This window comes from Gemmatimonas sp., assembly GCF_036405635.1.
In the GTDB taxonomy this organism is placed as follows: Bacteria; Gemmatimonadota; Gemmatimonadetes; order Gemmatimonadales; family Gemmatimonadaceae; genus Gemmatimonas.
This window is the reverse complement of sequence record NZ_DASWXE010000117.1, coordinates 13,290-36,164: the sequence shown is the minus strand read 5'-3', so window position 1 is coordinate 36,164 and position 22,875 is coordinate 13,290. Positions and strand designations below refer to the sequence as shown.

General features: G+C 64.5%; 21 protein-coding genes. 2 read left to right on the top strand and 19 right to left on the bottom strand.

Annotated elements, in window-relative coordinates; translation table 11 throughout:
- Positions 1-12: 12 nt before the first annotated feature.
- A complete protein-coding gene (locus VGE27_RS10370; RefSeq protein WP_331049575.1) occupies positions 13-1,521 on the top strand; it encodes a pyridoxal phosphate-dependent decarboxylase family protein in 1,509 nt (502 codons plus the stop codon).
- A 43-nt stretch (positions 1,522-1,564) separates the two neighbouring features.
- On the opposite strand, the gene VGE27_RS10365 is transcribed toward VGE27_RS10370, so the two are convergent.
- Both VGE27_RS10365 and VGE27_RS10360 read right to left on the bottom strand, forming a co-directional pair.
- Positions 1,565-2,911 (bottom strand): hypothetical protein, encoded by a 1,347-nt coding sequence (locus tag VGE27_RS10365; RefSeq protein WP_331049574.1) that lies wholly within the window; start codon positions 2,909-2,911, stop codon positions 1,565-1,567.
- Between the two features lie 26 nt (positions 2,912-2,937).
- Entirely contained in the window at positions 2,938-3,672 is a 735-nt protein-coding gene (locus tag VGE27_RS10360; RefSeq protein ID WP_331049573.1) for a hypothetical protein, read from the bottom strand.
- Between the two features lie 270 nt (positions 3,673-3,942).
- Here VGE27_RS10360 and VGE27_RS10355 point away from each other — a divergent pair, with 270 nt between their 5' ends.
- Complete coding sequence (locus VGE27_RS10355; protein ID WP_331049572.1) at positions 3,943-4,905, top strand: cation diffusion facilitator family transporter; 963 nt, start codon at positions 3,943-3,945, stop codon at positions 4,903-4,905.
- Positions 4,906-4,990: 85 nt separating this feature from the next.
- Here the strand turns inward: VGE27_RS10355 and secA are convergent, their stop codons facing one another.
- The 17 genes from secA to rpmJ form a co-directional block, all read right to left on the bottom strand.
- Positions 4,991-8,302 carry a preprotein translocase subunit SecA gene (gene secA, locus VGE27_RS10350; protein WP_331049571.1) on the bottom strand — a complete coding sequence of 1,104 codons (3,312 nt, stop codon included), beginning with the start codon at positions 8,300-8,302 and terminating at the stop codon, positions 4,991-4,993.
- Positions 8,303-8,355: 53 nt separating this feature from the next.
- Complete coding sequence (gene nadD, locus VGE27_RS10345) at positions 8,356-8,991, bottom strand: nicotinate (nicotinamide) nucleotide adenylyltransferase (RefSeq protein ID WP_331049570.1); 636 nt, start codon at positions 8,989-8,991, stop codon at positions 8,356-8,358.
- 6 nt (positions 8,992-8,997) lie between these two features.
- Complete coding sequence (locus VGE27_RS10340) at positions 8,998-9,882, bottom strand: outer membrane protein assembly factor BamD (protein ID WP_331049569.1); 885 nt, start codon at positions 9,880-9,882, stop codon at positions 8,998-9,000.
- Positions 9,883-9,934: 52 nt separating this feature from the next.
- The gene (locus VGE27_RS10335; RefSeq protein WP_331049568.1) at positions 9,935-11,275 is read right to left on the bottom strand and encodes a nucleotide sugar dehydrogenase; all 1,341 of its coding nucleotides are present in this window, start codon (positions 11,273-11,275) and stop codon (positions 9,935-9,937) included.
- 23 nt (positions 11,276-11,298) lie between these two features.
- Positions 11,299-12,411: a DegT/DnrJ/EryC1/StrS family aminotransferase gene (locus tag VGE27_RS10330; protein ID WP_331049567.1), complete on the bottom strand. Its 1,113-nt coding sequence runs from the start codon at positions 12,409-12,411 to the stop codon at positions 11,299-11,301.
- 33 nt (positions 12,412-12,444) lie between these two features.
- Positions 12,445-13,506, bottom strand: a complete 1,062-nt coding sequence (locus VGE27_RS10325) for a Gfo/Idh/MocA family oxidoreductase (protein WP_331049566.1) — start codon at positions 13,504-13,506, stop codon at positions 12,445-12,447.
- Entirely contained in the window at positions 13,503-14,090 is a 588-nt protein-coding gene (locus VGE27_RS10320) for an acyltransferase (RefSeq protein ID WP_345788008.1), read from the bottom strand. The genes VGE27_RS10325 and VGE27_RS10320 overlap by 4 nt, the downstream gene beginning before the upstream one ends.
- 83 nt (positions 14,091-14,173) lie before the next feature.
- Complete coding sequence (carB, locus tag VGE27_RS10315) at positions 14,174-17,425, bottom strand: carbamoyl-phosphate synthase large subunit (RefSeq protein WP_331049564.1); 3,252 nt, start codon at positions 17,423-17,425, stop codon at positions 14,174-14,176.
- Complete coding sequence (locus tag VGE27_RS10310; RefSeq protein ID WP_331049563.1) at positions 17,409-18,380, bottom strand: GDP-mannose 4,6-dehydratase; 972 nt, start codon at positions 18,378-18,380, stop codon at positions 17,409-17,411. The genes carB and VGE27_RS10310 overlap by 17 nt, the downstream gene beginning before the upstream one ends.
- A gap of 41 nt (positions 18,381-18,421) precedes the next feature.
- Positions 18,422-19,441 carry a GDP-mannose 4,6-dehydratase gene (gene gmd, locus VGE27_RS10305; RefSeq protein WP_345788007.1) on the bottom strand — a complete coding sequence of 340 codons (1,020 nt, stop codon included), beginning with the start codon at positions 19,439-19,441 and terminating at the stop codon, positions 18,422-18,424.
- Between the two features lie 42 nt (positions 19,442-19,483).
- Positions 19,484-19,705 (bottom strand): 50S ribosomal protein L28, encoded by a 222-nt coding sequence (gene rpmB, locus VGE27_RS10300; protein WP_331049561.1) that lies wholly within the window; start codon positions 19,703-19,705, stop codon positions 19,484-19,486.
- Positions 19,706-19,716: 11 nt separating this feature from the next.
- Entirely contained in the window at positions 19,717-20,073 is a 357-nt protein-coding gene (gene rplQ / locus VGE27_RS10295; RefSeq protein WP_012683461.1) for a 50S ribosomal protein L17, read from the bottom strand.
- 6 nt (positions 20,074-20,079) lie between these two features.
- Positions 20,080-21,153, bottom strand: a complete 1,074-nt coding sequence (locus VGE27_RS10290; protein ID WP_331049560.1) for a DNA-directed RNA polymerase subunit alpha — start codon at positions 21,151-21,153, stop codon at positions 20,080-20,082.
- Positions 21,154-21,335: 182 nt separating this feature from the next.
- Positions 21,336-21,971: a 30S ribosomal protein S4 gene (rpsD, locus tag VGE27_RS10285; protein WP_331049559.1), complete on the bottom strand. Its 636-nt coding sequence runs from the start codon at positions 21,969-21,971 to the stop codon at positions 21,336-21,338.
- Between the two features lie 2 nt (positions 21,972-21,973).
- Positions 21,974-22,351: a 30S ribosomal protein S11 gene (gene rpsK / locus VGE27_RS10280; protein ID WP_012683464.1), complete on the bottom strand. Its 378-nt coding sequence runs from the start codon at positions 22,349-22,351 to the stop codon at positions 21,974-21,976.
- Between the two features lie 3 nt (positions 22,352-22,354).
- Positions 22,355-22,732, bottom strand: a complete 378-nt coding sequence (rpsM, locus tag VGE27_RS10275; RefSeq protein WP_012683465.1) for a 30S ribosomal protein S13 — start codon at positions 22,730-22,732, stop codon at positions 22,355-22,357.
- A 14-nt stretch (positions 22,733-22,746) separates the two neighbouring features.
- Positions 22,747-22,863, bottom strand: coding sequence for a 50S ribosomal protein L36 (gene rpmJ, locus VGE27_RS10270; protein WP_012683466.1), 117 nt, complete (start codon positions 22,861-22,863; stop codon positions 22,747-22,749).
- Positions 22,864-22,875 lie beyond the last annotated feature (12 nt).

Genomic DNA, 22,875 nt, shown 5'->3' with positions numbered 1-22,875 from the left:
CTTTGTTCAGACATGCCGACATCCCCCGCCACGACGCACGAATCATTCGATCCCACCACCGACCAAGAGTGGGAACAACTGCGCGCCCTCGGCCATCGCATGCTCGATGAGCTGCTCGACGCACAGCGCGCACTGCCACACACGCCGGCCTGGCGGCCGCTACCCGCCGACAAGCTGCCCGTGTTTTCCGAGGAGGGGCCTCGCGCCGGTATGGGCGCAGACGCGGTCTACGACCGCTTCCGCTCGCACGTGCTGCCCTACGGCAACGGCAATTGGCACCCCCGATTTTTTGGCTGGGTACAGGGCAACGGCACGCCGCTCGCCATGCTGGCCGACATGATTGCATCGGGCATGAATCCGCACCTGGCAGGGTTCAACCAGGCACCCGCCCTGGTGGAGCAACAGGTCATCGGCTGGTTAGCGGAGTGGATGGGCATACCCGGTGCGAGCGGGTTGTTCGTGACCGGAGGGACCATGGCCAACGTGCATGGACTGGCCGCGGCGCGATACGCGGGTGCGCTGAAAGCGGAGCACGACGTGCGGTCGCTGGGCGTACAGGCGTGGCCCGGCGAGACACGACAAGCGCCGCTCGTCTTCTACGGCTCTTCGGAGACGCACGGTTGGGCCTACAAGGCCGCCGAATGGTTGGGACTTGGACGGCGCGCCTTCCGGCAGGTCCCTGTGCACGACGACTTCACCGTGCGTATCGATGCGCTTGAGGCGTGCATCGCGGCCGATCGCGCGGCGGGACTGCAGCCGTTCGCCATCGTGGGAACGGCGGGCACAGTGAACACGGGTGCGATCGACGACTTGCAGACACTCGCCGACATCGCCGCTCGCGAGTCCCTCTGGTTCCACGTAGACGGGGCCTTTGGTGCCCTGCTCGCCCTCGCTCCTTCACTGCGTGATCGCCTACGCGGCATGGAGCGCGCCGACTCGCTGGGCTTCGACCTGCACAAGTGGGGCTCGATGCCGTTCGAGTGCGCCTGCGTGCTGGTGCGTGACCCAGCGCTGCACGAGGCGGCCTTTCGGCAGCAGGCTGCCTATCTCGGCGCCATGTCCCGGGGCGTGAGTGCGGGTGGCCAGCGTTTCAACGACCGTGGTCTCGATCTCACGCGCGGCTTCAAGGCACTCAAGGTGTGGATGCAGTTGCAGGCGGATGGTGTGGACAAGTTCGGACGCATCATCGAACAGAACGTGCGCCAGGTGCAACGTCTCGTTGCGCACATCGACAGTCATGATGAATTGGAGCGACTGGCCCCAGCGCCACTCAATGTCGTCTGCTTTCGCTATTGCCCGGCCGGCGCAACGCTGAGCGACGCGGCGCTCGACGCGCTCAACACCGAAATTCTGCAACGCCTTCAGGAGCGCGGGATTGCCACGCCATCATCGACGATCATTCACGGTCGCTTCGCATTGCGGGTTGCGCACGTGAACCATCGCACCACACTGCAAGACATCGACGAGTTCGCGGAAGCGGTGGTGGAGGTAGGGCGTGAAACACACGCGGCGGCCATGTGAGGCCGCCGCGCGGTAGGTCATGCTGATGGCGATCCGTTGCCGCTCACATGCCGCCAGGAGGGCGCGGCTTGGCGGTGCGGCCTGAGCCGCTACCTGATGACGAGCCTCCCGACGATCCGGCGCTGCCCGACGAACTGCCGCCGGAGCTGCCACCAGACATGCCGGAGCGCGGGGTAGCGGGCTCCCCACCGCCAGAACCACCACTACGGGTGTAGCCTCGGCCCCGAATGGCGCGTCCCTGTGGCTGGGGCTCACTGGGCGGCCCTACGACGATGATCGGTCCTCCGCCATAGTAGATGCCGCCACCGCCCCACGGGCCACCACCCCACGGGCCACCAAAGCCCATGTTGTAGGGATAGGCTCCGAAACGATTGGCCAAGCGCCAGCTGTTCATGCCGAACCATGGGTTGAATGGATCCCACGCGCCCATGCCATACTGCCAACCAAAACCCCAGGCGCCCATACCGCGCGGGCCGTAGCAGAAGTCATCGTAAAAACTGCATCGACCCATGCGATTGTTGGACGCCGTCACAGTGGGCGGCACCTCAGAGATCGCGTTCGCCGCGATACCGCGGCGCGCCATCGCGTCATTGGGCCGCACCGAGAACGCCTGCGGATTGGACAGCGCGATCATCATGTCGATGACGCGTGGCGGCATCCCACGATCGGCAAGTCGGGCCAGCGCCTTGCCATCGAGATCGAATCCCGAGCCCAGTTCCGCCAGCCACGCCTCGGTGAGCCCGGTCGGCGTCTGCGCCGCAACATCCAGCACCTGATCACCATTCACCGGCGCTCCCGCCGCCAACCGCAAAGACGAGTTGGAGCGCGCACCGGAGTAGGTGATGCCCTGCGGCCACGCGGCACCTTCGTTGTAGCGAAACCGCACCGTGGTGGTGGCTTCGTTGCCGCCAACGTGCAGATGCTGCAACTGGAGCCACTCGCCTTCTGGCGTGATGGTCATCATACCTGTCTCAACGCGCTTGAGACCTCCGCTGCACGTCAGATCCGCCGTCATGATCAGGCGTGCGTTGTCCTTGGTCCACGAGGCCTTCTCGCTGCCGCGGCAATCATCGACGGTTTTGTCCGTGACCGTACCAGCCGCGGGCAACGTGTTGCGGGAGAGCAGCGAGTCGCGGGAGAACAACACGACGTCGACGCTGCCCGCTACTCGCGTGGAGGGCACGACGCACGCCTGCGTCGGTGCACCGGATGGGCTGGGCATATCGGTGTTGTCGACCGTACGCCAGCAGCCGATCCATGGCTGGAATCGTGCATCAACGGCCTGAGACGCCTGTGCGTGCATGCCGCTGCTGGGCGCCGTCAACACCGTGATCGCCGTGAATAGCAGCCCGCCGAGCGGGAGACGGAAATGCGATAGGGTACGCGTCATGGGAACCTCCCCTTGGGACACGAACATCAGAAACGGAACTGAAAACCGGCGGTCACACCGACACCCGAGAGCGAGATGGGATCGAAATTCTGAAAATCCCCTCGCAGCGAGGCATTGCTCACATCATAGCGCACTTCGGTAATGAGCCCGACCGAGCGACTCATATTGAAAGTGGCTCCTGCCGCACCGTAGCCCAGTGCTCCCCATCCAGAAGACTTGAGCGTGCTCGTGAAGACGCTGCTGTCTGCGAAGTCGATGAAGTCACCGGATTGGCGGAACTGGTAGTACGTCGTTCCGCCGCCGGCCGCCACATAGGGCACGAAGCGCGACGGTACCCACGCGAGCCGGCTGATCTGACGACCGGCCGGCAACAGATTCCACTTCAGGCCGACCGCGAGTGGCACACGGCGAAACGATGTGGACTGTTCAATGGGCAAATCGTCGTTGTCGACAAATCCGCCGTACTCCGAGTTGGCTCGGCGACCGCTGGTCCCGCCGCTGAACTGCAGCTCGAGACGCTGGCTCAAAGGCACCGACAGGTCGGCCATGAATGACACGCCAAGGAAGTCGCTGCGGCCGACGGTAAGGTCTTTCGACACGAAGTCAAAGACGTCACTGGAAGCGCTGGGCTGTCCCGCGCCGAGTCGCAGCGACACGGTCGCGGCAGGTCGGCGAAACAGAAAACCGTCACCACCACGCGGCTGCGCCGACAGCGCCGCAGGGATCAAGGCCACGGAGGCCAACACAAGCCGCCAAGTCATCGCCGGATGCTCCGAAGAGGATACGAAACAATATACCCGTGGCCCTCAGTCCAGATCCGCCTCCGGTGCGGTCCGTCCCATCCACCGCTCCGCTGACCATCCCACCTGACCGCACCGGAGTTCGGCTGGCTCGTTGGACAGGCTCAGGGTGCGTTTCGCCGTCAGCAAGCCGTCAGACGATTGCGTCATTCCGGCCTGGGTACGGCGGTTTCGTACGCCCCATCGGCGGGCCGCTCCCGCCATTTCGGTCTGCGCCCGTATCTTTCGGACATGGCGCACTCTCATACCGACGGCCACGGGCACGGTCATGCCCACAGTCATGCGCACGGTCATGGGCGCCATCATGCCCCGGCGTCGTTTGGGCGCGCGTTCGCCATCGGCACCGCGCTGAATCTGGCCTACATCGCGCTGGAGGCCGGATACGGCCTGCACACCGGCTCCATGGCGCTGCTGGCCGACGCGGGCCACAATCTGAGCGACGTGCTCGGCCTGCTGCTCGCCTGGGGTGGCGCGTCGCTGGCCCAGCGGGCGGCCACTGCCCGGCGCACCTACGGCTATCGGAGTTCCACCATTCTGGCCGCCCTGGGCAATGCCGTGGCCTTGCTGCTGGCCATCGGCGCGATCGGCTGGGAAGCCATCGGCCGCTTCGCCAACCCCGAACCCGTCCCCGGTGGAGTTGTCGCCTGGGTGGCTGCGGTCGGCATCCTCGTGAATGGTTTCACCGCGTGGCTCTTTGTGGGCGGACGCGATACCGACCTCAATGTGCGCGGTGCGTATCTGCACATGCTCGCCGACGCCGCCGTATCGGCGGGTGTGGTGATCGCCGGTATCACGATCACGTTCACCGGCTGGCAGTGGATCGACCCCACCATCAGTCTCGTCGTGGTGGTACTCATCGCCTACGGCACTTGGGGACTGCTGCGTGAATCGGTGGACCTCGCACTGCATGCGGTGCCATCCCATGTGGATCCGGCGGCGGTACGCGCGTATCTCCTGTCGCTGCCCGGCGTGACAGGCGTGCACGACCTGCACATCTGGGGCATGAGCACCACCGATACCGCGCTCACGGCGCACCTGCTCAGGCCCGGCAACGGCGACGACGCCGACACGTTACTCGCCGACGTCGCGCATGAACTGCAGGATCGTTTTGGTATCCGGCACCCCACCATTCAGATCGAGCGTGGTACCGGCTCCCATCCGTGCCACAACTGTCCCGATGTCATTGTCGCCTGACGGCGAGATGAGAAGAACCTGAACGCACGAGCGGGTCGCCAGATGTTCTGGCGACCCGCTCGTGTATCACGCATGCGGATACGAATCAGAGATTCGCGCCGTGGCACTTCTTGAACTTCTTGCCGGACCCACACGGGCAGGCGTTGTTGCGCGGCGTGAGCTCCCAACCCGGCGGCAACGCACCACCACCCGCTTCGAGCGAGCGCACAGATCCTGCGCCAACAATGGCCGGCGTGCCGCGCGCCACCAGACGCGCCTCGCCACCCGTATCACCACTCTCCGCGTCCTCGACCTCGTCGGATTCTTCGGCGGTCTCGAGGAACTCCTCGGGCGGCACATCCTCGAGAATGCCGAGCGCGTTGTAACGACGCGTCGGACGCGCGCCTTCCACCCGCTCGACTTCCACCGGGAGTGGCTCGAAGGTTTCCACCGGTGCCTGCTCGAACACCAGCTGGGCCTTGAGGAACCGTTCGGTGAACGTGTGCGCCACGTCGTGCATCAGGTCCACGAACATGGTGTACGCGTCCTGCTTGTACTCCACGAGCGGGTCCTTCTGACCCCACGAGCGGTAGTGAATGGACGCGCGCAACTGGTCGAGATCGTAGAGGTGATCCTTCCACTTCTCGTCGATCACGCTCAGCATCACCAGCGACAGCAGACGGCCGGAGAAGCCCTGGCCGTTTTCATCGGTGACCTGGTCGAGGCTCTCGATCTTCTGCGCGAATGCATCATGCACGGCCGTAACGGCCAGCGCCTGCGCATCTTCCACCGACGTCGGACGATCATGCTGCACGAAGCCCGGCACCTGCAGCATGTAGTGCATCAGCAGGTCCTGCTGCACGTACTCGAAGTCCCACTCTTCGGGCTTGTCGAACGTGGCCAACGCCTGCTCCACACGGCGCTGCACGCCGCGCTCGAGCATCTTCGTCGCCTCGCCCTTGAGCTCTTCACCACCCTCGAGGGCAAACGCGCGCAGCGAGTAGATCACCTCACGCTGCTGGTTCATCACGTCATCGTACTCCAGCAGCCGCTTGCGGGACTGGAAGTTCTGGAGTTCGACACGCTTCTGCGCCTGCTCGATGGAGCGCGTGATGAGCGGGTGCGTGAGCACCTCACCATCCTGTGCCCCCATGCGATCCATCAGGCGCGCAATGCGCTCGGACCCGAAGAGACGCATGAGGTCATCTTCGAGCGACAGGAAGAACTGCGACGCACCCGGGTCGCCCTGACGGCCGGACCGACCACGCAGCTGGCGATCGATGCGGCGCGACTCGTGACGCTCGGAGCCGATGATGTGCAGGCCGCCGATCTCCATGACGTCCACTTCCTTGCCATCGGCATCGAGCACCCGCGATGGCTTCGCCTCGACGGTGCCAGGTCCAAGCTTGATGTCGGTACCACGGCCGGCCATGTTGGTCGCGATCGTGATGCCGCCGGAGCGACCAGCTTCCGCGACGATCTCGGCTTCGCGCTGGTGGTACTTGGCGTTGAGCACGTTGTGCTTGAGTCCCGCGCGTGCGAACAACCGGGCCAGCGTTTCGGAGGCTTCCACGCTCGCCGTACCGACGAGCACCGGGTAACCCAGCTCGTGCAGACGCTTCGTTTCATCGACGATCGCGTTGTACTTCTCGCGGCGAGTCTTGAACACCCAGTCCTGACGATCCTCACGCTGGATGGGCCGGTTGGTCGGAATCACCGACACTTCCAGCCCATAGATCTGGTGGAACTCACCCTCCTCCGTTTCGGCCGTACCGGTCATGCCGGCCAGCTTCTCGTACATACGGAAGTAGTTCTGGATGGTGATGGTCGCGAGCGTCTGGGTCTCGCCCTTCACCTGCACGCGCTCCTTCGCTTCCACCGCCTGGTGCAGGCCTTCGCTCCAGCGACGGCCCGGCATCGTACGACCGGTGAACTCGTCGACGATGAGCACCTGCCCTTCCTGCACCACATAGTTGACGTCGCGCTCATACAACGCGTGCGCACGCAGCAACTGGTGGATGATGTTGAGCCGCTCGCTCTTCGTCGCGTATTCGCGCTCGACGAGATTGCGCTGTTCGAGGCGCTCCGTCGGGCTCAGGCCATGATCCTTGTCGATCTGGCCGATGAGCAGCGAGATGTCGGGCAGCACGAACGTGTCTGGATGATCCGGCGAGAGCCAATCGAGGCCCTGCTCGGTGAGGTGCACGGTGTGCCCCTTCTCGTCCAGCACATACAACAGGTCGTCTTCGATGGTGCGGAAGGCGCGCTTCGACACCGGCAGCTTGCGATCCGCGATCACGTCGAGTTCGACGCGCTGCACGAGCTGCTTCACACCCGATTCCTGCAGCACCTTCATGAGGCGCTTGTTCTTCGGGCCGCCCATCTGCGCCTTGTAGAACTGCAGCCCCGCCGCCTGCTGGTCGCCGGCTTCGAGCTGACGCTCCCCCTCGGCAACCAGCGCATTCACCAGGTCCGACTGGCGACGCACCAGACGTTCGACCGACGTGTTGAACTCGGCATACTGCCCATCGCTCTCGTTCCCCACCGGGCCCGAGATAATGAGCGGCGTACGCGCTTCGTCGATGAGGATGGAGTCAACTTCGTCGATGATGGCGAAGATGTGCGGACGCTGCACACGCTGCTCGAGCGACACCACCATGTTGTCGCGCAGGTAGTCGAAGCCGAACTCGTTGTTCGTGCCGTACGTGATGTCGGACGCGTACACCGCACGACGTTCCCACGACCCCGGCTCGGTGTCGTCGAGACATCCCACCGTGAGACCCAGCCATCCGTAGAGGTGGGCCATCCACTGCGAGTCACGCCGGGCGAGGTAGTTGTTCACCGTGACCAGATGTGCACCACGTCCGGGCAGCGCATTCAGGTACATCGGCAACGTGGCCACCAGCGTCTTGCCTTCACCGGTCGCCATTTCGGCGATGCGACCGAGATGGAGCTGAATGCCGCCGATGAGCTGCACGTCGTACGGAACCATCTCCCACGTGAGCTCATGGCCCGTCACCATGACCTTGGAGCCCTTCAGGCGTCGCGCGGCTTCGCGCACCGTGGCAAACGCCTCGGGCAGGATGTCATCAAGGACTTCGGCAATGGCCGAACGCAGTTCGGCTTCTGCTCCACCACGTCCATCGACGCCCTGCAGTTCGCCATCGAGGCGTTCACGCTCCGCACTGTCCGCCGTGTCGTGCTTGGCGGCCTTCAGTTCTGCGATGCGCGCTTCAATAGGCCCGGTGCGTTCGGCCAGGATGCCGCGGAACTTCGCGGTCTGGGCCTGAATCTGTTCATCGGACAGCTTGGCGAGCTGCTGCTCGAACTCGTGGATTTCGGCGAGGATTGGCTGGACGCGCTTGCGCTCACGCTCATGGCGCGTGCCAAACACCTTTCCGATCAAGGACTTCAACATAGGGATCTCTACTCCTGGCAAGGGCACCGGCCGGACGGAGCCCGCCGCGCCGATCAGGCGCGCTCGGAGCGCTCCGCATCCGCCGATCCCCGGGGATACTCGCGATACAACCCTGTGGATGCGATGTAGGTCGCCACGGCATCGGGGACGAAGCCCCGAATGGAGCGTCCGTCCCGAACCCGCGACCGAATTTCGGTTGACGACATATCCACCCGCCGGGTGGACAGCACTTCAGCGACCACACCGCCGTCGCTCTCCCCGTTGATCATCAGCGTTCCGGCTTCCGGCGCTGCATCACGCGTGAGCACGACCATTCGGACCATGGAGAGGAGCCGACCGATCTGATGCCAGCGTGGCAATGTGGGAACCACATCGCGACCAACGAGCAGATGGAGGTGTGCTTCCGGCCAACGCCGTTGCACGGCCTCCACGGTGTCAACCATGAAAGATAACCCGCCCCGTTCGATTTCGACCGGGTCCACCTCGATCCCCTGGATACCCTGGAAGCACGCCCGGACCATGGCCAGCCGGTGTTCGGCGGCGGTCTGGTGGGCACCCTTCAGCGGCTGCTGCGCCGCGGGAATGACGAGGAGGTGGTCGAGACGGAGCGCCTCGACGGCGTCCTGTGCGACCAGCAGGTGGCCCACATGCGGCGGATCAAAGCTGCCGCCGAAAAGGCCGAGTCGCACAGACGGTCAGCCGCGCCCGACTGGCGCGGGGCGGGCATACACCACAGGCATTCGCGCTGACAGCGGGGCCAGGGCAAGCGTGTCCCGTGCGGCGGGTACCGCGGCCGGCCCTGGAGCGGCCGTCGTGTCAGCCGGCTGCGCACCGCAGGCAGTGCGCACCTCGGGATCACCCGGATACGCCTTCCACATGGCCGTGCACGTCTCCGCGGCATCCTCCTTCCAGCGGATCTTCGTGTACAGCTCGTGCAGGCGCAGCCAGGACAGCCGCGCCGCCTTCGTGGACGGGTACGTGGTGACAACGTCCTTGAAGTAGATGATCGCCGGATCGATCGCCCGACGGACTCGCACGTAGTGCACGCCCGTCTGGTAGTCCTTTTCCGCGAACCATTCTTCGAGGGTGGCGATGCGGACCTTGGCGTCCTCGGTCTCCTTGGCGTCGGGATACGACGACAACAGCGCCCGCAGTACGGAGACCGCCTTCTGTCCCTGCTCGGGGTCGAGAGACGGGCGGCGCCAGATGTTCTGGTAGGAGCGCCCGCTGCCGAGCATGGCGGTCGCCGCGAGCGTGTCGTCGGGGAATCCGTCCGTGACGCGCTCAAACGCCTGCGCAGCCAGCAGGTACTCGTGCTTTCGCTCATGCGTCAGCGCGAGATAGAAATACGCCGGAGCCAGCAGCGGATCACGGGACGACAGGTCGTTCGTGAGCCGTTCAAAGCCCAGCTGGGCGTTGTCCCACTTCTTGCGCTCGAATTCCTGCAACGACGCCTTGAACAGGGCTTCCGGCGTCGCAAAGTCCTGCGGACGGAAACCGCGCGAACAGCCAGCCACGGCCGCTGCGACACTCAGCAGCAGCATCAGGCGCCATTCGATGCGGGTTGGAACGTATCTCATGCCCACAACATACCCTCGACAGACTCGCCGTGGTTCATCCCGGCCCCAACGTTCACGCCACGCCCCCTACGGACCGGATTCCAGCCGCCAGCGGCACGATGCGCGCCCGTCCGGGACGCAGGGAGGCCGTCACGTTTCGGGTATCCACCAGCAATGCCGCGTGGTCAACCACCCGCTGGTAGTCGAGCTGCTTGTGGTCGGTGATGACAACCACGGCATCCGCCCAGCGCAGCATCTCGTCGCTGAGTTCGACCCCCTTGCGCGTGTGGCCTTCCTCGCGGAACTCATGCACGAACGGGTCGTGGAACTCCACATGAGCGCCGCGCTCCTCGAGCAGCCGGATCACGTCCAGCGCGGGGCTCTCCCGCACGTCATCGATGTCGCGCTTGTAGGCCACGCCCAGCACCAGCAGCCGGCTGCCCCGAACCGACTTACGCACCTCATTGAGCGCGTCGGCCACCTTCTGCACCACCCACTCGGGCATGTGCGAATTGATCTCGCTCGCCAGGTCGATGAACCGCGTCTTGTAGTTCAGCGTACGCATCTTCCAGGCGAGATAGTGCGGGTCGAGCGGAATGCAGTGCCCGCCGATGCCAGGTCCCGGGGTGAACTTCATGAACCCGAAGGGCTTGGTGGCGGCAGCATCGATGACTTCCCAGACGTTCACGCCCAGTTTGTCACACATGATGGCGATTTCGTTCACCAGGCCGATGTTGACCGCCCGGAACGTGTTCTCCAGCAGCTTCACCAGCTCGGCCGCCTCGGGCGAGGTCACCGGAACGACGGTGTCGATGCAGCTCTCGTAGAGCGCCGCCGCCACTTCCACACAGGCGGGCGTCACGCCGCCAACCACCTTCGGCGTGTTCTTGGTGTTGTAGGTCGGATTGCCCGGATCGACCCGCTCGGGGCTGAAGGCCACGAAAATGTCGCGCCCGACGGTGAGCCCCTTGGCCTCGAGCCGGGGCTGCAACAGCTCCCGGGTCGTGCCGGGGTAGGTCGTGCTTTCCAGCACCACACACAATCCGGGGTGCGCCTGCCGGGCGATCGCGTCCGCCGCGCTCAGCACATAGGCCATATCCGGATCGCGGGTCTTGGAGAGCGGCGTCGGCACCGCGATCGAGATGGCGTCGCACTCCCCCAACCGGTCCTCGAGCGCCGTGGCCACGAAGCTGCCACTGGCCACCGCGGCCTGTACCTGCGCGGCCGGCACGTCCTGGATGTGCGACTGGCCCGCCATGAGCAGCTCGACCACGCGCTCGCTGACGTCATAGCCGATGACGCGAAACCCGGCGTGCACGAACTCCATGGCCAGGGGCAGGCCCACATAGCCAAGGCCGATCACACCGATCACGCCGGACCGATCGTGAATCCGGTCCAGCAGTTGCTGCTTCATGTCACTGGCTTCACTCATGGCGATCACCGACCGAAGAAGGCACGGACCACACCAATCACCTCGTCGAGCTGCGCGGTGCTGAGCTCGGGGTAGATGGGCAACGAGAGCACTTCGTGCGCGGCCCGCTCCGATTCCGGGAACTGCCCTTCACGATAGCCCAGGTAGGCAAAACACGGCTGCAGATGGAGCGGCAGCGGGTAGTACACACTCGAGCCGATGCCACGGGCCTTGAGCTGCTCCTGCAACTGGTCGCGGCGCGGCACACGGATGGTGTACTGGTTGTAGATCGACGTGTTCGCCGGATCGATGTACGGCGTCACGATCTCGGGCACATCGGCGAATGCCGCGTCGTAGTATGCCGCATTGCGGCGGCGACCGGCGCTCCAGCCCTCGAGGTGTGGCAGCTTGGCGCGCAACACCGCAGCCTGCAACGCGTCGAGACGGCTGTTGTAACCCACAATTTCGTGGTAGTACGTCTTTCGTCCGCCGTGCGTGCGGAGCTTCATGAGCTGGTCGAACAGCACGTCGTCCTGCGTGACGGCCATTCCGCCGTCGCCATAGCCGCCAAGGTTCTTGGACGGGAAGAAGCTGAAGGTGCCGATGGCCCCTGCCTCACCAGCCATCACCCGCTTCCCATCGATGACGCGACTCGCGCCGATTGTCTGCGCCGCATCCTCGATCACCGGCACACGGCCCGCCGTGGCCACGATCTGCTCGATCGCCGCCATCTGGCCAAACAGGTCCACGGCAATCACGGCCTTCGTCTGGCCATTGATCGCCGCACCCACGGCCGCCGGGTCGATGTTGAAGGTGCGCGGATCGATGTCCACGAACACCGGGCGTGCACCCACGTTGTGCACGGCGCCGGCCGTCGCGAAGAATGTGAAGGGCGTGGTGACCACCTCGTCACCCGGTACCACGCCCAGGGCACGCAGCGCGATCAGGATGGCATCGGTGCCGTTGGCGCAGCCCACGGCATGCCGGGTCTGCGAAAGTGCCGCCACCTCGCGCTCCAGGTCACTGACCGGTTCGCCGAGGATAAAGGTCTGCGAATCCACCACGGCCATCAGCGCTGCGACCACATCGTCGCGGATCGTCGCGTGCTGGGCCTTGAGATCGAGAAGGGGGACTGCCATGGCGTCAGGAATGAAAAGGTCGAACGATGATATTCAGATGTTCACGCGCAGCGGCAGCGGAACGTCACGTCCCGTCTTCGCTGACTCGTAAATCCCCAGGATCAGCTCGAGCGACTTGCGACCTGCCCGCCCGTCGGTGTCCGGACGGGCCTCGCCTCGCAGCACTGACACCACATTGCGGTAGTACCCTTCGTGACCGAACCCGTACACGCTGGTCGGGTTGGTGTTCGACTGCTCGACATACTTGTCATCATCGTCGTAGTCGGCGAACTGCCAGTGCTCCACCTTGTTCACGGCAGTACCGCCGATCTTCACCGATCCCTTCTCCCCCAGGATCGTGATCGATCCCTCGAGGTTCTTCGGGTAGGTCAGCATCGTCACTTCGATGGTGCCAATGGCGCCCGACCGGAACTTGAGCACGGCCACGCCCGAATCTTCCGCCTCGATGCGACGGGCCATGGTGGCCGTCTTGGCCATCACGCTCTCCACGGGCCCGACCAGCCACTGCATCAGGTCCACATAGTGCGACGCCTGATTCATGAACGCGCCGCCATCAAACTCCCACGTGCCGCGCCACGGCGCCTGGTCGTAGTAGTCCTGCGGACGGGTCCAGCGCACGGTGCAGTTGGCCATGTAGATGCGTCCGAAACGCCCGGCATCGATCGCGCGCTTGAGCAGCACGATCGGCGGATTCAGGCGATTCTGCTTCACCACGAACAGATGCACATGGTTGTCGTCGCAGGCCTGCACCAGCGCATCGGCCGACGCCAGAGAGATGGCCATCGGCTTCTCGCTGATCACGTGCCGACCAGCTTTGGCAGCCAGAATACCGTGCTGCGGATGCAGTCCGCTCGGCGTGGCCACCACCACCACATCACTGGGCACCTCGGTCAGCATCTGCTCGAGGCTCTGAAACCATGGCACGCCCGCCGCCGTGCCCGCCTGCTCCGCACGCTCGGCGACCGAGTCGGCCACCGCCACGAGTTGGAGGTCGGGAATCTTCGCGATCGCGTCGAAGTGATTGCGGCTGATACGGCCACATCCCACGAGCGACACACGAATCGGCGTTCCGGCCGGTACGATCTTCTCGGTCACTGCTCCTCCTGCCGCACGACGACATCGCCGCGGCGCTCATACAAGGCACCAGTTCCTTCACAGCGCAAAATCTCGACATCGGATCCAGTGGCCGGAACCACAGGTGTCAGGCGATACCCTGCCTCGGACATCCATCCGATACGACGAGCCGGCACGCCGGCCATGAGTGCGTAGTCTGGCACGTCACGGTTGATGACCGCCCCCGCGCCAATGAACGCAAAACGCCCGATCGTCACACCGCACACGATGGTGGCATTCGCACCGATGCTTGCGCCACGCCGCACCAGCGTGCGCCGGTACTCGTCCTTGCGTGAGACGGCGCTGCGCGGGTTGTAGACATTGGTGAATACCATGGATGGCCCACAGAACACGTCCTGCTCGAGCTCCACCCCTTCGTACAACGACACGTTGTTCTGGATCTTGGCATTGTCGCCGATGGTGACCTTGTTCATCACCACGACGTTCTGCCCCAACGAGCAGCGGGCGCCAATGACGGCGCCGCCCAGCACGTGACAGAAGTGCCACACGCGCGTGTTCTCGCCGATGACGGCTCCATCATCGACGTACGCCGACTCGTGCACCATGGCACCCTCGCCCAGCACGACCGTCGCGCCGACATGTCCCTCGCCGGCGCGCGCGATCATTCCAGGAACGGCGCGAATGGTGCTCACGCGACTCCGGCCGGCTTGCCGGCACGAAGAATCTCGTGCCACTCCTGCAACGAACGCACCACCGGCTCACGCGTGCGGCGCGCAGCAATGGCTTCGTACGCCGCATTGGCCGCCGTCAGCGTGGTCGTGTACGGCAAGCGATTCGCGATAGCCGCCTGACGCAGCTTCTCGTCATCGACCTGCGCATGCTTGCCCAGCGGCGTGTTCACGAGTAGCTGCACTTCGCCATTGAGGATCTTGTCCACGCCATGGGGACGTCCCTCGTGCACCTTGAGCACACTCGTGACCGGAATGCCCTGCTCCCGGAAGTATGCCGCGGTGCCACTGGTGGCGAGAATCGAGAAGCCGATCGCATGCAACCGGCTCGCGAGTGACGCCGCCGCAGGCTTGTCGCCGTCGGACACGGTGAAGAACACGGTGCCTTCGCGCGGCAGGGCGTTGTCCGCCGCGAGCTGGGACTTGAGGAACGCGGCGCCGAAATCATCGTCGATACCCATCACTTCGCCCGTCGAGCGCATTTCCGGTCCAAGCACCGGATCGAACTCGCGGAACTTGTTGAACGGGAACACCGCTTCCTTCACGCTGATGTACGGCGGTACGATCTCCTGCGTGAAGCCGATCTGTTCGAGCGTTTCACCCAGCATGAGACGCGCCGCCACCGAAGGCAGCGACACACCGATCGCCTTGGAGACGAACGGCGCGGTGCGCGACGCACGCGGGTTCACCTCGATCACGTACACCTGTCCATCCTTGTAGGCGTACTGCACGTTGATCAGGCCGACGACACCCAGCCGCTTGGCAAACGCGATCGTGTGCGCCTTCATCTGCTCCACGGCGGCAGCCGGGATGAGATAGGGCGGCAGGATACAGGCGGAGTCACCGGAGTGAATGCCGGCGCTTTCGATGTGTTCCATCACGGCGCCAATCACCACGTTCGTACCATCCGACAGCGCATCGACATCCGCTTCGAACGCGTCCTCGAGGAACCGATCGACCAGCACCGGACGCTCTTCGCTCACACGGGCCGCGCGCTCGAAGTAGTCACGCAACGATGCTTCATCGTGCACGATCTCCATCGCACGGCCGCCCAGCACATACGACGGACGCACGAGCACCGGGAAGCCGATGCGCTGCGCGATCACCACCGCTTCATCGACGCTGGTGGCCGTGCCGTTGGCCGGCTGCTCGATGCCCAGCTCACGCGCGATGGCTTCGAAACGCCGGCGATCCTCTGCAGCGTCGATGGCATCGGGTGAGGTGCCGAGGATCTTCACACCTGCCGCTTCGAGCGGGCGTGTGAGCTTGAGCGGCGTCTGGCCACCCAGCTGCACGATCACACCCTCGGGGTTTTCGCGCTGCACGATCTCCAACACATCCTCGAGCGAAAGCGGCTCGAAGTACAGCTTGTCGGAGATATCGAAATCCGTGGAGACGGTTTCGGGATTCGAGTTGACCATGATGGTCTCGTACCCCTGCTCGCGCAGCGCCAGCACGGCGCGCACACAGCAGTAGTCGAACTCGACACCCTGGCCGATGCGATTCGGGCCGGATCCGAGAATCACGACCTTCTTGCGACCACTGGTGGCCGCCTCGCTTTCCTCGTCGTAGTTGCCGTACAGGTACGGTGTGCTCGACGGGAATTCACCAGCGCAGGTATCGATCATCTTGTACGACGGCCGCACGCCAAGCGCCCAGCGCTCGGCGCGAGCCTCACCTTCCGTCTGACCACGCAGGCTGCCCAGCTGGCGATCGGAGAAACCAAGGCGCTTCATACGGCGCATCGATTCTTCATCCACGCCGCCAAGCTCCCCGTACCACTGTTCGGCGTCGATCAGTTCGCGCAGCTGATCGAGAAACCACGGATCGATGGCCGTGATCTCGTACAGCTCCTTGGTGTCCATGCCGAGCAGCATGGCGCGCTTGAGTTGGAAGATCCGCTCCGGCGTGGGGCGACGCAGTGCACCGCGCAGCTCTTCCTTCGAACCTTCGGTGAGGCGGTCGTCCTGCAGGCGATCGGCCACCGTCCATCCAGCGCGGCCCGTCTCGAGCGCACGCAGGGCCTTCTGGAAGGCCTCCTTGAACGTGCGCCCGATGGCCATCGACTCGCCGACGGACTTCATCTGCGTGGTCAGCCCAGGATCGGAACCCGCGAACTTCTCGAAGGCGAAACGCGGACACTTCACGATGACGTAATCGAGCACCGGCTCGAAGCTGGCCGGCGTGGTCTTCGTGATGTCGTTCGGCACCTCGTCGAGTGTGTAGCCCACGGCGAGCTTGGCGCCGATGCGCGCGATGGGGAAACCCGTGGCCTTCGACGCCAGTGCAGACGAGCGCGACACACGCGGGTTCATCTCGATGACGATGAGTTCACCAGTGGTGGGACTCACCGCGAACTGGATGTTGCACCCACCAGCATCGACGCCGATCTCGCGGATGATCGCAACCGCCGCATCGCGCATCACCTGATATTCGCGATCGGTGAGCGTCATGGCCGGCGCCACCGTGATCGAGTCACCGGTGTGCACACCCATGGGATCGAGGTTCTCGATCGAGCAGACGATCACCACGTTGTCAGCGCAGTCGCGCATGACTTCGAGCTCGAACTCCTTCCACCCGAGCAGCGAGCGCTCGATGAGTACCGAGTGCACGGGCGAGAGATCGAGGCCACGGCGCACGATCGTTTCGAACTCTTCGCGGTTGTATGCGATGCCACCACCGGTGCCGCCGAGCGTGAACGACGGGCGGATGATCGCGGGGAACCCCGTGTCCTCGACGGCGGCGAGCGCTTCGTCGAGTGACGTCACCGTGCGACCCGTGGGGCAGCGCAGACCGATCTTCTCCATCGCCTCGGCGAAGAGCTTCCGGTCTTCGGCGACACGAATGGCACGCGCGTTGGCACCGATCAATTCGCAGCCGTACTTGGCCAGCACGCCGTTGTCGTGCAAAGCCAGTGCGACATTGAGTGCCGTCTGTCCGCCCATGGTGGGCAACACGGCATCGGGACGTTCCTTGGCGATGACCTTCTCGACAAACTCCGGCGTCACCGGTTCCACATATGTGCGATCCGCGAACTCCGGATCGGTCATGATGGTGGCCGGATTGGAATTCACAAGAATGACTTCGTAGCCCTCCTCGCGAAGGGCCTTCGTAGCCTGGGTCCCGGAATAGTCGAACTCAGCAGCCTGACCGATGATGATCGGCCCGGAGCCGATCACGAGAATCCGGTGCAGGTCAGAACGTCTCGGCATGGAACAGATCGTCGATGATGTCGTCGAGAGAACGCGTTGCACGCCAGCCTGTGGCGTGCTGCAGCTTCCGCGGGTCCCCGATCAGTACGGGGACGTCAACAGGTCGAACCAGTGAAGGATCCTCAGTGGGCACGGCGCGGACACCTGCTCGCGCCAGCACCCGATCGAGGACTTCGCGCACCGACCATCCGGTACCGCTGGCCACGTTGTACGCCTCTCCAGGCATACCCTGCTGACATAGGGAAATATACGCAGCCACCACGTCACGAACATGGAGGAAGTCGCGTATCGGCGAGAGGTTACCGACGGGCATCGGCGCACCGGCTGGTGCGTCCTTCAACCCATGGGCTCTTGCCACCAGAGCGGGCAACAGAAAGCGCGACGGTTGTCCCGGTCCGCTATGGTTGAAACTGCGCGCCACCACGGTCCGAAGGCCGCTGGCGCGCCAACACTGGAATGCCAGCACTTCCTGCGCGGCCTTGGTGGCGGCGTACACGGTGCGAGGCGCCTGTACCGCATCCTCGGCGAGTAGCGGCGCGTGACTCTCGTCCCGGCCATACTGTTCGGCGCTGCCTGCCAGCAGCACCAGCGGATCGCTGCGTCCTGCCGCTCGCGCGCGGTCCAGGTGATGCAGCAGCCTTGCGGTAGCGGTGACGTTCACATCCCAGGCGCCGGCAGGATCCGCCGCCGCCGTTGGCAAATGGGAAATGGCGGCGAGGTGAATGACGGCATCGGCGGCCGCTTCTTCCACCACGGTTGACACAAACCCGTCATCCCGCAGATCGCCGCTGCGCCAGTGAATGTCGGCCGGCATCACTGGCACGCCACGCGATGCCGGTGTGTCGCTGGCGGAGGTCATCGTGAGCGCGAACACTTCCGCGCCCTCGGCCACGAGAGCCGGTAGCAGCCAACTGCCCACGAAGCCCGATGCGCCCGTCACAAGGACCCGGCGCAACGGACGTGGAGGAAGCCCCGCGGCTGGAGGTTCCGATGTAGTCACCGTGTGGCGGCGTACCGTGCCAGGTCGGCTTCGACCATCATGCCCACCAGCTCAGCGAAACCCACACGTCGCGTCCAACCCAGCTGCGTCTGCGCCTTGGTCGGATCGGCCACCAGGAGATCGACCTCCGCAGGACGGAAGAAGCGTTCGTCCTGCGTCACGAACTCGCGGTAGTCGAGGCCCACGGCACCGAACGCCGCCTCGCAGAAATCACGCACCGAGTAGGTCTCGCCCGTCCCGATGACGAAGTCGTCGGGCGTGTCCTGCTGCAGCATCCGCCACATCGCGTCGACGTAGTCGCCGGCAAAGCCCCAGTCACGCCGTGCGTCGAGATTGCCGAGTCGCAGTTCGCGTTGCAGTCCGAGCTTGATGCGCGCCACACCGTCGGAAATCTTGCGCGTCACGAATTCGAGCCCGCGCCGCGGTGACTCGTGATTGAACAGGATGCCGGACACCGCATAGAGGTTGAAGCTCTCGCGGTAGTTCACGGTGATCCAATGTCCGTACACCTTGGCCACGCCGTACGGGGAGCGCGGATAGAACGGCGTACTCTCGCGCTGCGGGGTTTCGACAACCTTGCCGAATTGCTCACTGGAGCTGGCCTGATAGAAGCGCGCTTCCGGTGCGGCTTTGCGCAACGCTTCCAGCATGCGGGTTACGCCAAGCGCCGTGAACTCACCGGTGAGCACCGGCTGGTTCCACGACGTTTGCACGAAGCTCTGCGCGGCGAGATTGTAGATCTCGTCGGGGCGTGTGGCCTGGACGACATCGGTGAGCGACGTCTGGTCGAGCAGGTCGGCCGACGCGAGCTCGATGCGATCGACGAGGTGCGCGATCCGCTCGTACGGGGTGGTCGAGGAGCGGCGCACGACGCCGACGACGCGGTAGCCTTTCGCGAGCAGCAGCTCAGCGAGGTACGAACCATCCTGACCGGTGATGCCGGTGATCAGCGCAGTCTTCACGCGTGGAGAGCGGTGTGGGTCGAGAAAGTGGCAGATAGGCAAAACGGGGAGCATCGCAACGTGCGAGCTCCCCGCTTGTACACCGGACCAGACAGATCAGGCGACGGCGACCTGGCCGCGCGGAGCGCGCTGCACCTTGCCTGCCGCGAGGCAGCGGGTGCACACCTTGACCTTGATGATCTTGCCCGCCGAAAGCGTGCGCACAACCTGGAGATTGGGCTTCCAGGTGCGGCGGGTCTTGTTGTTCGCGTGCGAGACGTTGTTGCCGAAAGCAACACCCTTGTCGCAGTGGTAGCAGCGATTGCGATTGATAGCCATGGGTGTTGGTCTCAGCTGAGGATCAGTTCGATCCGCGCCATCTCAGCACCGTCACCCTTGCGGTGGCCGGTCTTGAGAATGCGCGTGTAGCCGCCCGGGCGCGTTGCGAATGCGGGGCCAAGCTCCTGGAAGAGCTTGTCCGCAGCTTCACGCTTGTGGACGTGCTTGCCAGCAAGCCGACGCGCGTGGAGCGTGCCGGTGCGGGCCTTGGTGATAAGCTTCTCGACGAACGGGCGGAGCTCCTTGGCCTTGGCCTCGGTCGTCTCGATCGCCCCCTGCTCGATGAGCGAGGTGGCGAGATTGCGGAGCAGCGCGAGGCGCTGCTCACTGGTCCGCCGGAGCTGGCGGTTGGCCTTACGATGGCGCATGGGAGATCAATCCTCGTCGTCGTCTTCGTCGGGCGCATTCTCAGCAGCGCGGCTGGGCGGGGTGCCCATGTCGAGGATGCGGACACCGTCCGCACTCTCTTCGTAGCGCATACCGAAGTTGAGCCCTTCCTTCTCGAGCAGCGCGGCGATTTCCTGCAGAGACTTCTTACCGAAGTTCTTGACCTGGAGGATTTGCGCCTCGGTCTGGCGAACCAGATCGCCGAGCGAGCGGATGTTGGAGTTCTTCAGTGAGTTGACCGAGCGAACCGAGAGTTCGAGATCGTCGATCGGGGTACGGAACAGTTCGGCGAGACGGATGGCGTCGCTGTTGGCGCCGTCACCGGTCGTACCAGGCTGCGCGGACGCGGAGGAACCAAAGCCCACGAAGTACTGGAAGTGGGTCTGGGCCAATGCGGCTGCATAGCTCACCGCTTCCTCGGGCGACATCGTGCCGTTGGTTTCGACGGTAAGCGTCAGGCGGTCGTAGTCGGTGCGCTGGCCGACGCGGGTTTCCGCGACGGTGAAGTTCACACGACGGACCGGGCTGTAGATGGCATCGATGCGCACCACGTCGACCGAAAGATTCTTGTCGGCGGGATGCTGATCGCTCTCGATGTAGCCACGACCCTTGTTCACGTAGAGCTCGATGTTGAAATCGCGCTCGCCCGTGATGGTGAAGATGTGGTGCGACGGGTCGACGATGCGCACGCCACCGGTCGCGACGATGTCTGCGGCCGTGACGGTGCCCGGGCCGGACTTGCTGATGCGGAGCACGGTCTGCTCCACTTCATCCGGAAGGGCGAGCGTCAGCGTCTTCAGGTTACCGATGATCTGGTGCACGTCTTCCACGACGCCGCCGATGGTCTGGTGCTCATGCACCACGCCATCGATACGGAACGCCCACACGGCGGAGCCACGCAGCGACGACAGGAGCAGTCGGCGCATCGCGTTGCCCAGCGTGTGCCCGAAGCCGCGTTCGAGCGGCTGCAGGCGGAATTCGGCCAGATTCGGGCTGTCCTCGCGCTTGGTTGCTTCGACAAGCTGCGGACGGACGAGCCCGGAGAGATCGATCGTTGCCATGATTTCGTGAGAATGAGGTCACGCCAGTGCGATGAAGTCCATCGCACCAGCGACGCGCTGCCCCGCCCCGAACGCGCGGCAGCCCCGTAGAGGGGTTCGGGCCCCGACCAGAACTGCAGTGATGAGTTTGGAGGCCACGGGTTCCGAGTACTCCAAACCCGTCCCGCCAAACCCAAAACCGCTTACTTGGAGTACAGTTCGACGACGAGCTGTTCCTGCGCGGCGAGCGGCACCGCCTGACGCTGCGGCTTCTCGAGCACGCGACCGGAGAACGACTCCTTGTCGACCGCGATCCACGAGAGCGACGCGCCACGCGCCGACTGCTCCATCGCCCCCTGCACGAGCACGAGCTCGCGCGAGGACTGCTTCACCCGCACTTCCTCGCCCGGACGTACGGCGTAGGAGGGGATGTCGAGCAGGCGCCCCTTCACTTCGATGTGGCGGTGACGGATGAGCTGACGCGCAGCCTTGCGGCTCGGCGCGAAGCCCATGCGGAACACCACGTTATCGAGACGCGTTTCGAGCGCCGCCACGAGGTTGTGACCGGTGATGCCGGCCTGCGTGGAGACCTTCTCGAACGTGTTGCGGAACTGCTTTTCGGACACGCCGTAGATGCGCTTGATCTTCTGCTTCTCACGCAGCTGCTTGGCGTACTCCGACATCTTCTTGCGACGGGCCGTGGCCTGGCCATGCTGGCCTGGCGCATAGGGGCGCCGATCGATCGCGCACTTTTCCGTGAAGCACTTGGTGCCCTTGAGGAAAAGCTTCGCGCCTTCGCGGCGGCACTGACGGCAGCTGGGTCCGGTATAACGTGCCATGGTCAGACCCTCCGACGCTTGGGGGGACGGCAACCGTTGTGCGGGATCGGCGTGACGTCACGGATGGACTTCACGGTGAGCCCGGCAGCGGCAAGCGCCTGGATAGCAGATTCACGACCCGAGCCCGGTCCCTGCACGCGCACATGCACGCGGCGCACGCCGAGCGTGAGCGCTTCGCGCGCGCACTGCTCGGACGCCACCGTGGCGGCGAACGGCGTGGACTTCTTGGAGCCCTTGAAGCCGGCTTTGCCGGCCGATCCCCACGACACGGCATTGCCATGCATGTCGGTGATCGTGATGGTCGTGTTGTTGAACGTGGCGCTGACGTGGGCGATGCCTTCCGCCTCGACGACGCGCTTGGTCTTCTTCGCGGTAGCCATGGCTTACTTGGTCACCTTCTTCTTGCCCGCGATAGCGCGGCGCGGCCCCTTCTTGGTGCGCGCGTTGGTGTGCGTGCGCTGCCCGCGCACGGGGAGGCCGCGGCGATGACGCGTCCCACGATACGACCCGATGTCCATCAAGCGCTTGATGTTCATCGCGACTTCGGTGCGCAGGGCACCCTCGACGCGATGATTGCGCTCAATTTCCTGACGGAGCTTGTTCAGGTCGTTGTCGTTCAGGTCGCGAACGCGCTGCGCGCTCGACACACCGGAGGCTTCGAGGATCTTCTGGGCCGTCTTGCGGCCGATCCCGAAGATATAAGTCAGGCCGATCTCCACCTTCTTCTCACGCGGGAGATCGACACCAGCGATACGTGCCATATTTGCGCTTCCCCTCAGCCCTGACGCTGCTTGTGCTTCGGGTTGCGCTTGCAGATGATGCGAGTCACGCCCTGTCGCTTCACGACCTTGCAGTGCTCACAGATCGGCTTCACGCTGCTGCGAACTTTCACGGGTCACCTCGG

Excerpts from the sequence above, each read along its gene's own strand:
- VGE27_RS10355 (WP_331049572.1), top strand. The coding sequence starts at position 3,943 with ATGGCGCACTCTCATACCGACGGCCACGGGCACGGTCATGCCCACAGT.
- secA (WP_331049571.1), bottom strand. The coding sequence starts at position 8,302 with ATGTTGAAGTCCTTGATCGGAAAGGTGTTTGGCACGCGCCATGAGCGT.
- carB (WP_331049564.1), bottom strand. The coding sequence starts at position 17,425 with ATGCCGAGACGTTCTGACCTGCACCGGATTCTCGTGATCGGCTCCGGG.
- rpsK (WP_012683464.1), bottom strand. The coding sequence starts at position 22,351 with ATGGCTACCGCGAAGAAGACCAAGCGCGTCGTCGAGGCGGAAGGCATC.
- VGE27_RS10290 (WP_331049560.1), bottom strand. The coding sequence starts at position 21,153 with ATGGCAACGATCGATCTCTCCGGGCTCGTCCGTCCGCAGCTTGTCGAA.
- VGE27_RS10320 (WP_345788008.1), bottom strand. The coding sequence starts at position 14,090 with ATGGTGCACGAGTCGGCGTACGTCGATGATGGAGCCGTCATCGGCGAG.
- VGE27_RS10335 (WP_331049568.1), bottom strand. The coding sequence starts at position 11,275 with ATGAAGCAGCAACTGCTGGACCGGATTCACGATCGGTCCGGCGTGATC.
- rplQ (WP_012683461.1), bottom strand. The coding sequence starts at position 20,073 with ATGCGCCATCGTAAGGCCAACCGCCAGCTCCGGCGGACCAGTGAGCAG.
- VGE27_RS10360 (WP_331049573.1), bottom strand. The coding sequence starts at position 3,672 with ATGACTTGGCGGCTTGTGTTGGCCTCCGTGGCCTTGATCCCTGCGGCG.
- gmd (WP_345788007.1), bottom strand. The coding sequence starts at position 19,441 with ATGCTCCCCGTTTTGCCTATCTGCCACTTTCTCGACCCACACCGCTCT.
- VGE27_RS10330 (WP_331049567.1), bottom strand. The coding sequence starts at position 12,411 with ATGGCAGTCCCCCTTCTCGATCTCAAGGCCCAGCACGCGACGATCCGC.
- rpsD (WP_331049559.1), bottom strand. The coding sequence starts at position 21,971 with ATGGCACGTTATACCGGACCCAGCTGCCGTCAGTGCCGCCGCGAAGGC.
- VGE27_RS10370 (WP_331049575.1), top strand. The coding sequence starts at position 13 with ATGCCGACATCCCCCGCCACGACGCACGAATCATTCGATCCCACCACC.
- rpmB (WP_331049561.1), bottom strand. The coding sequence starts at position 19,705 with ATGGCTATCAATCGCAATCGCTGCTACCACTGCGACAAGGGTGTTGCT.
- VGE27_RS10365 (WP_331049574.1), bottom strand. The coding sequence starts at position 2,911 with ATGACGCGTACCCTATCGCATTTCCGTCTCCCGCTCGGCGGGCTGCTA.
- rpsM (WP_012683465.1), bottom strand. The coding sequence starts at position 22,732 with ATGGCACGTATCGCTGGTGTCGATCTCCCGCGTGAGAAGAAGGTGGAG.
- VGE27_RS10340 (WP_331049569.1), bottom strand. The coding sequence starts at position 9,882 with ATGAGATACGTTCCAACCCGCATCGAATGGCGCCTGATGCTGCTGCTG.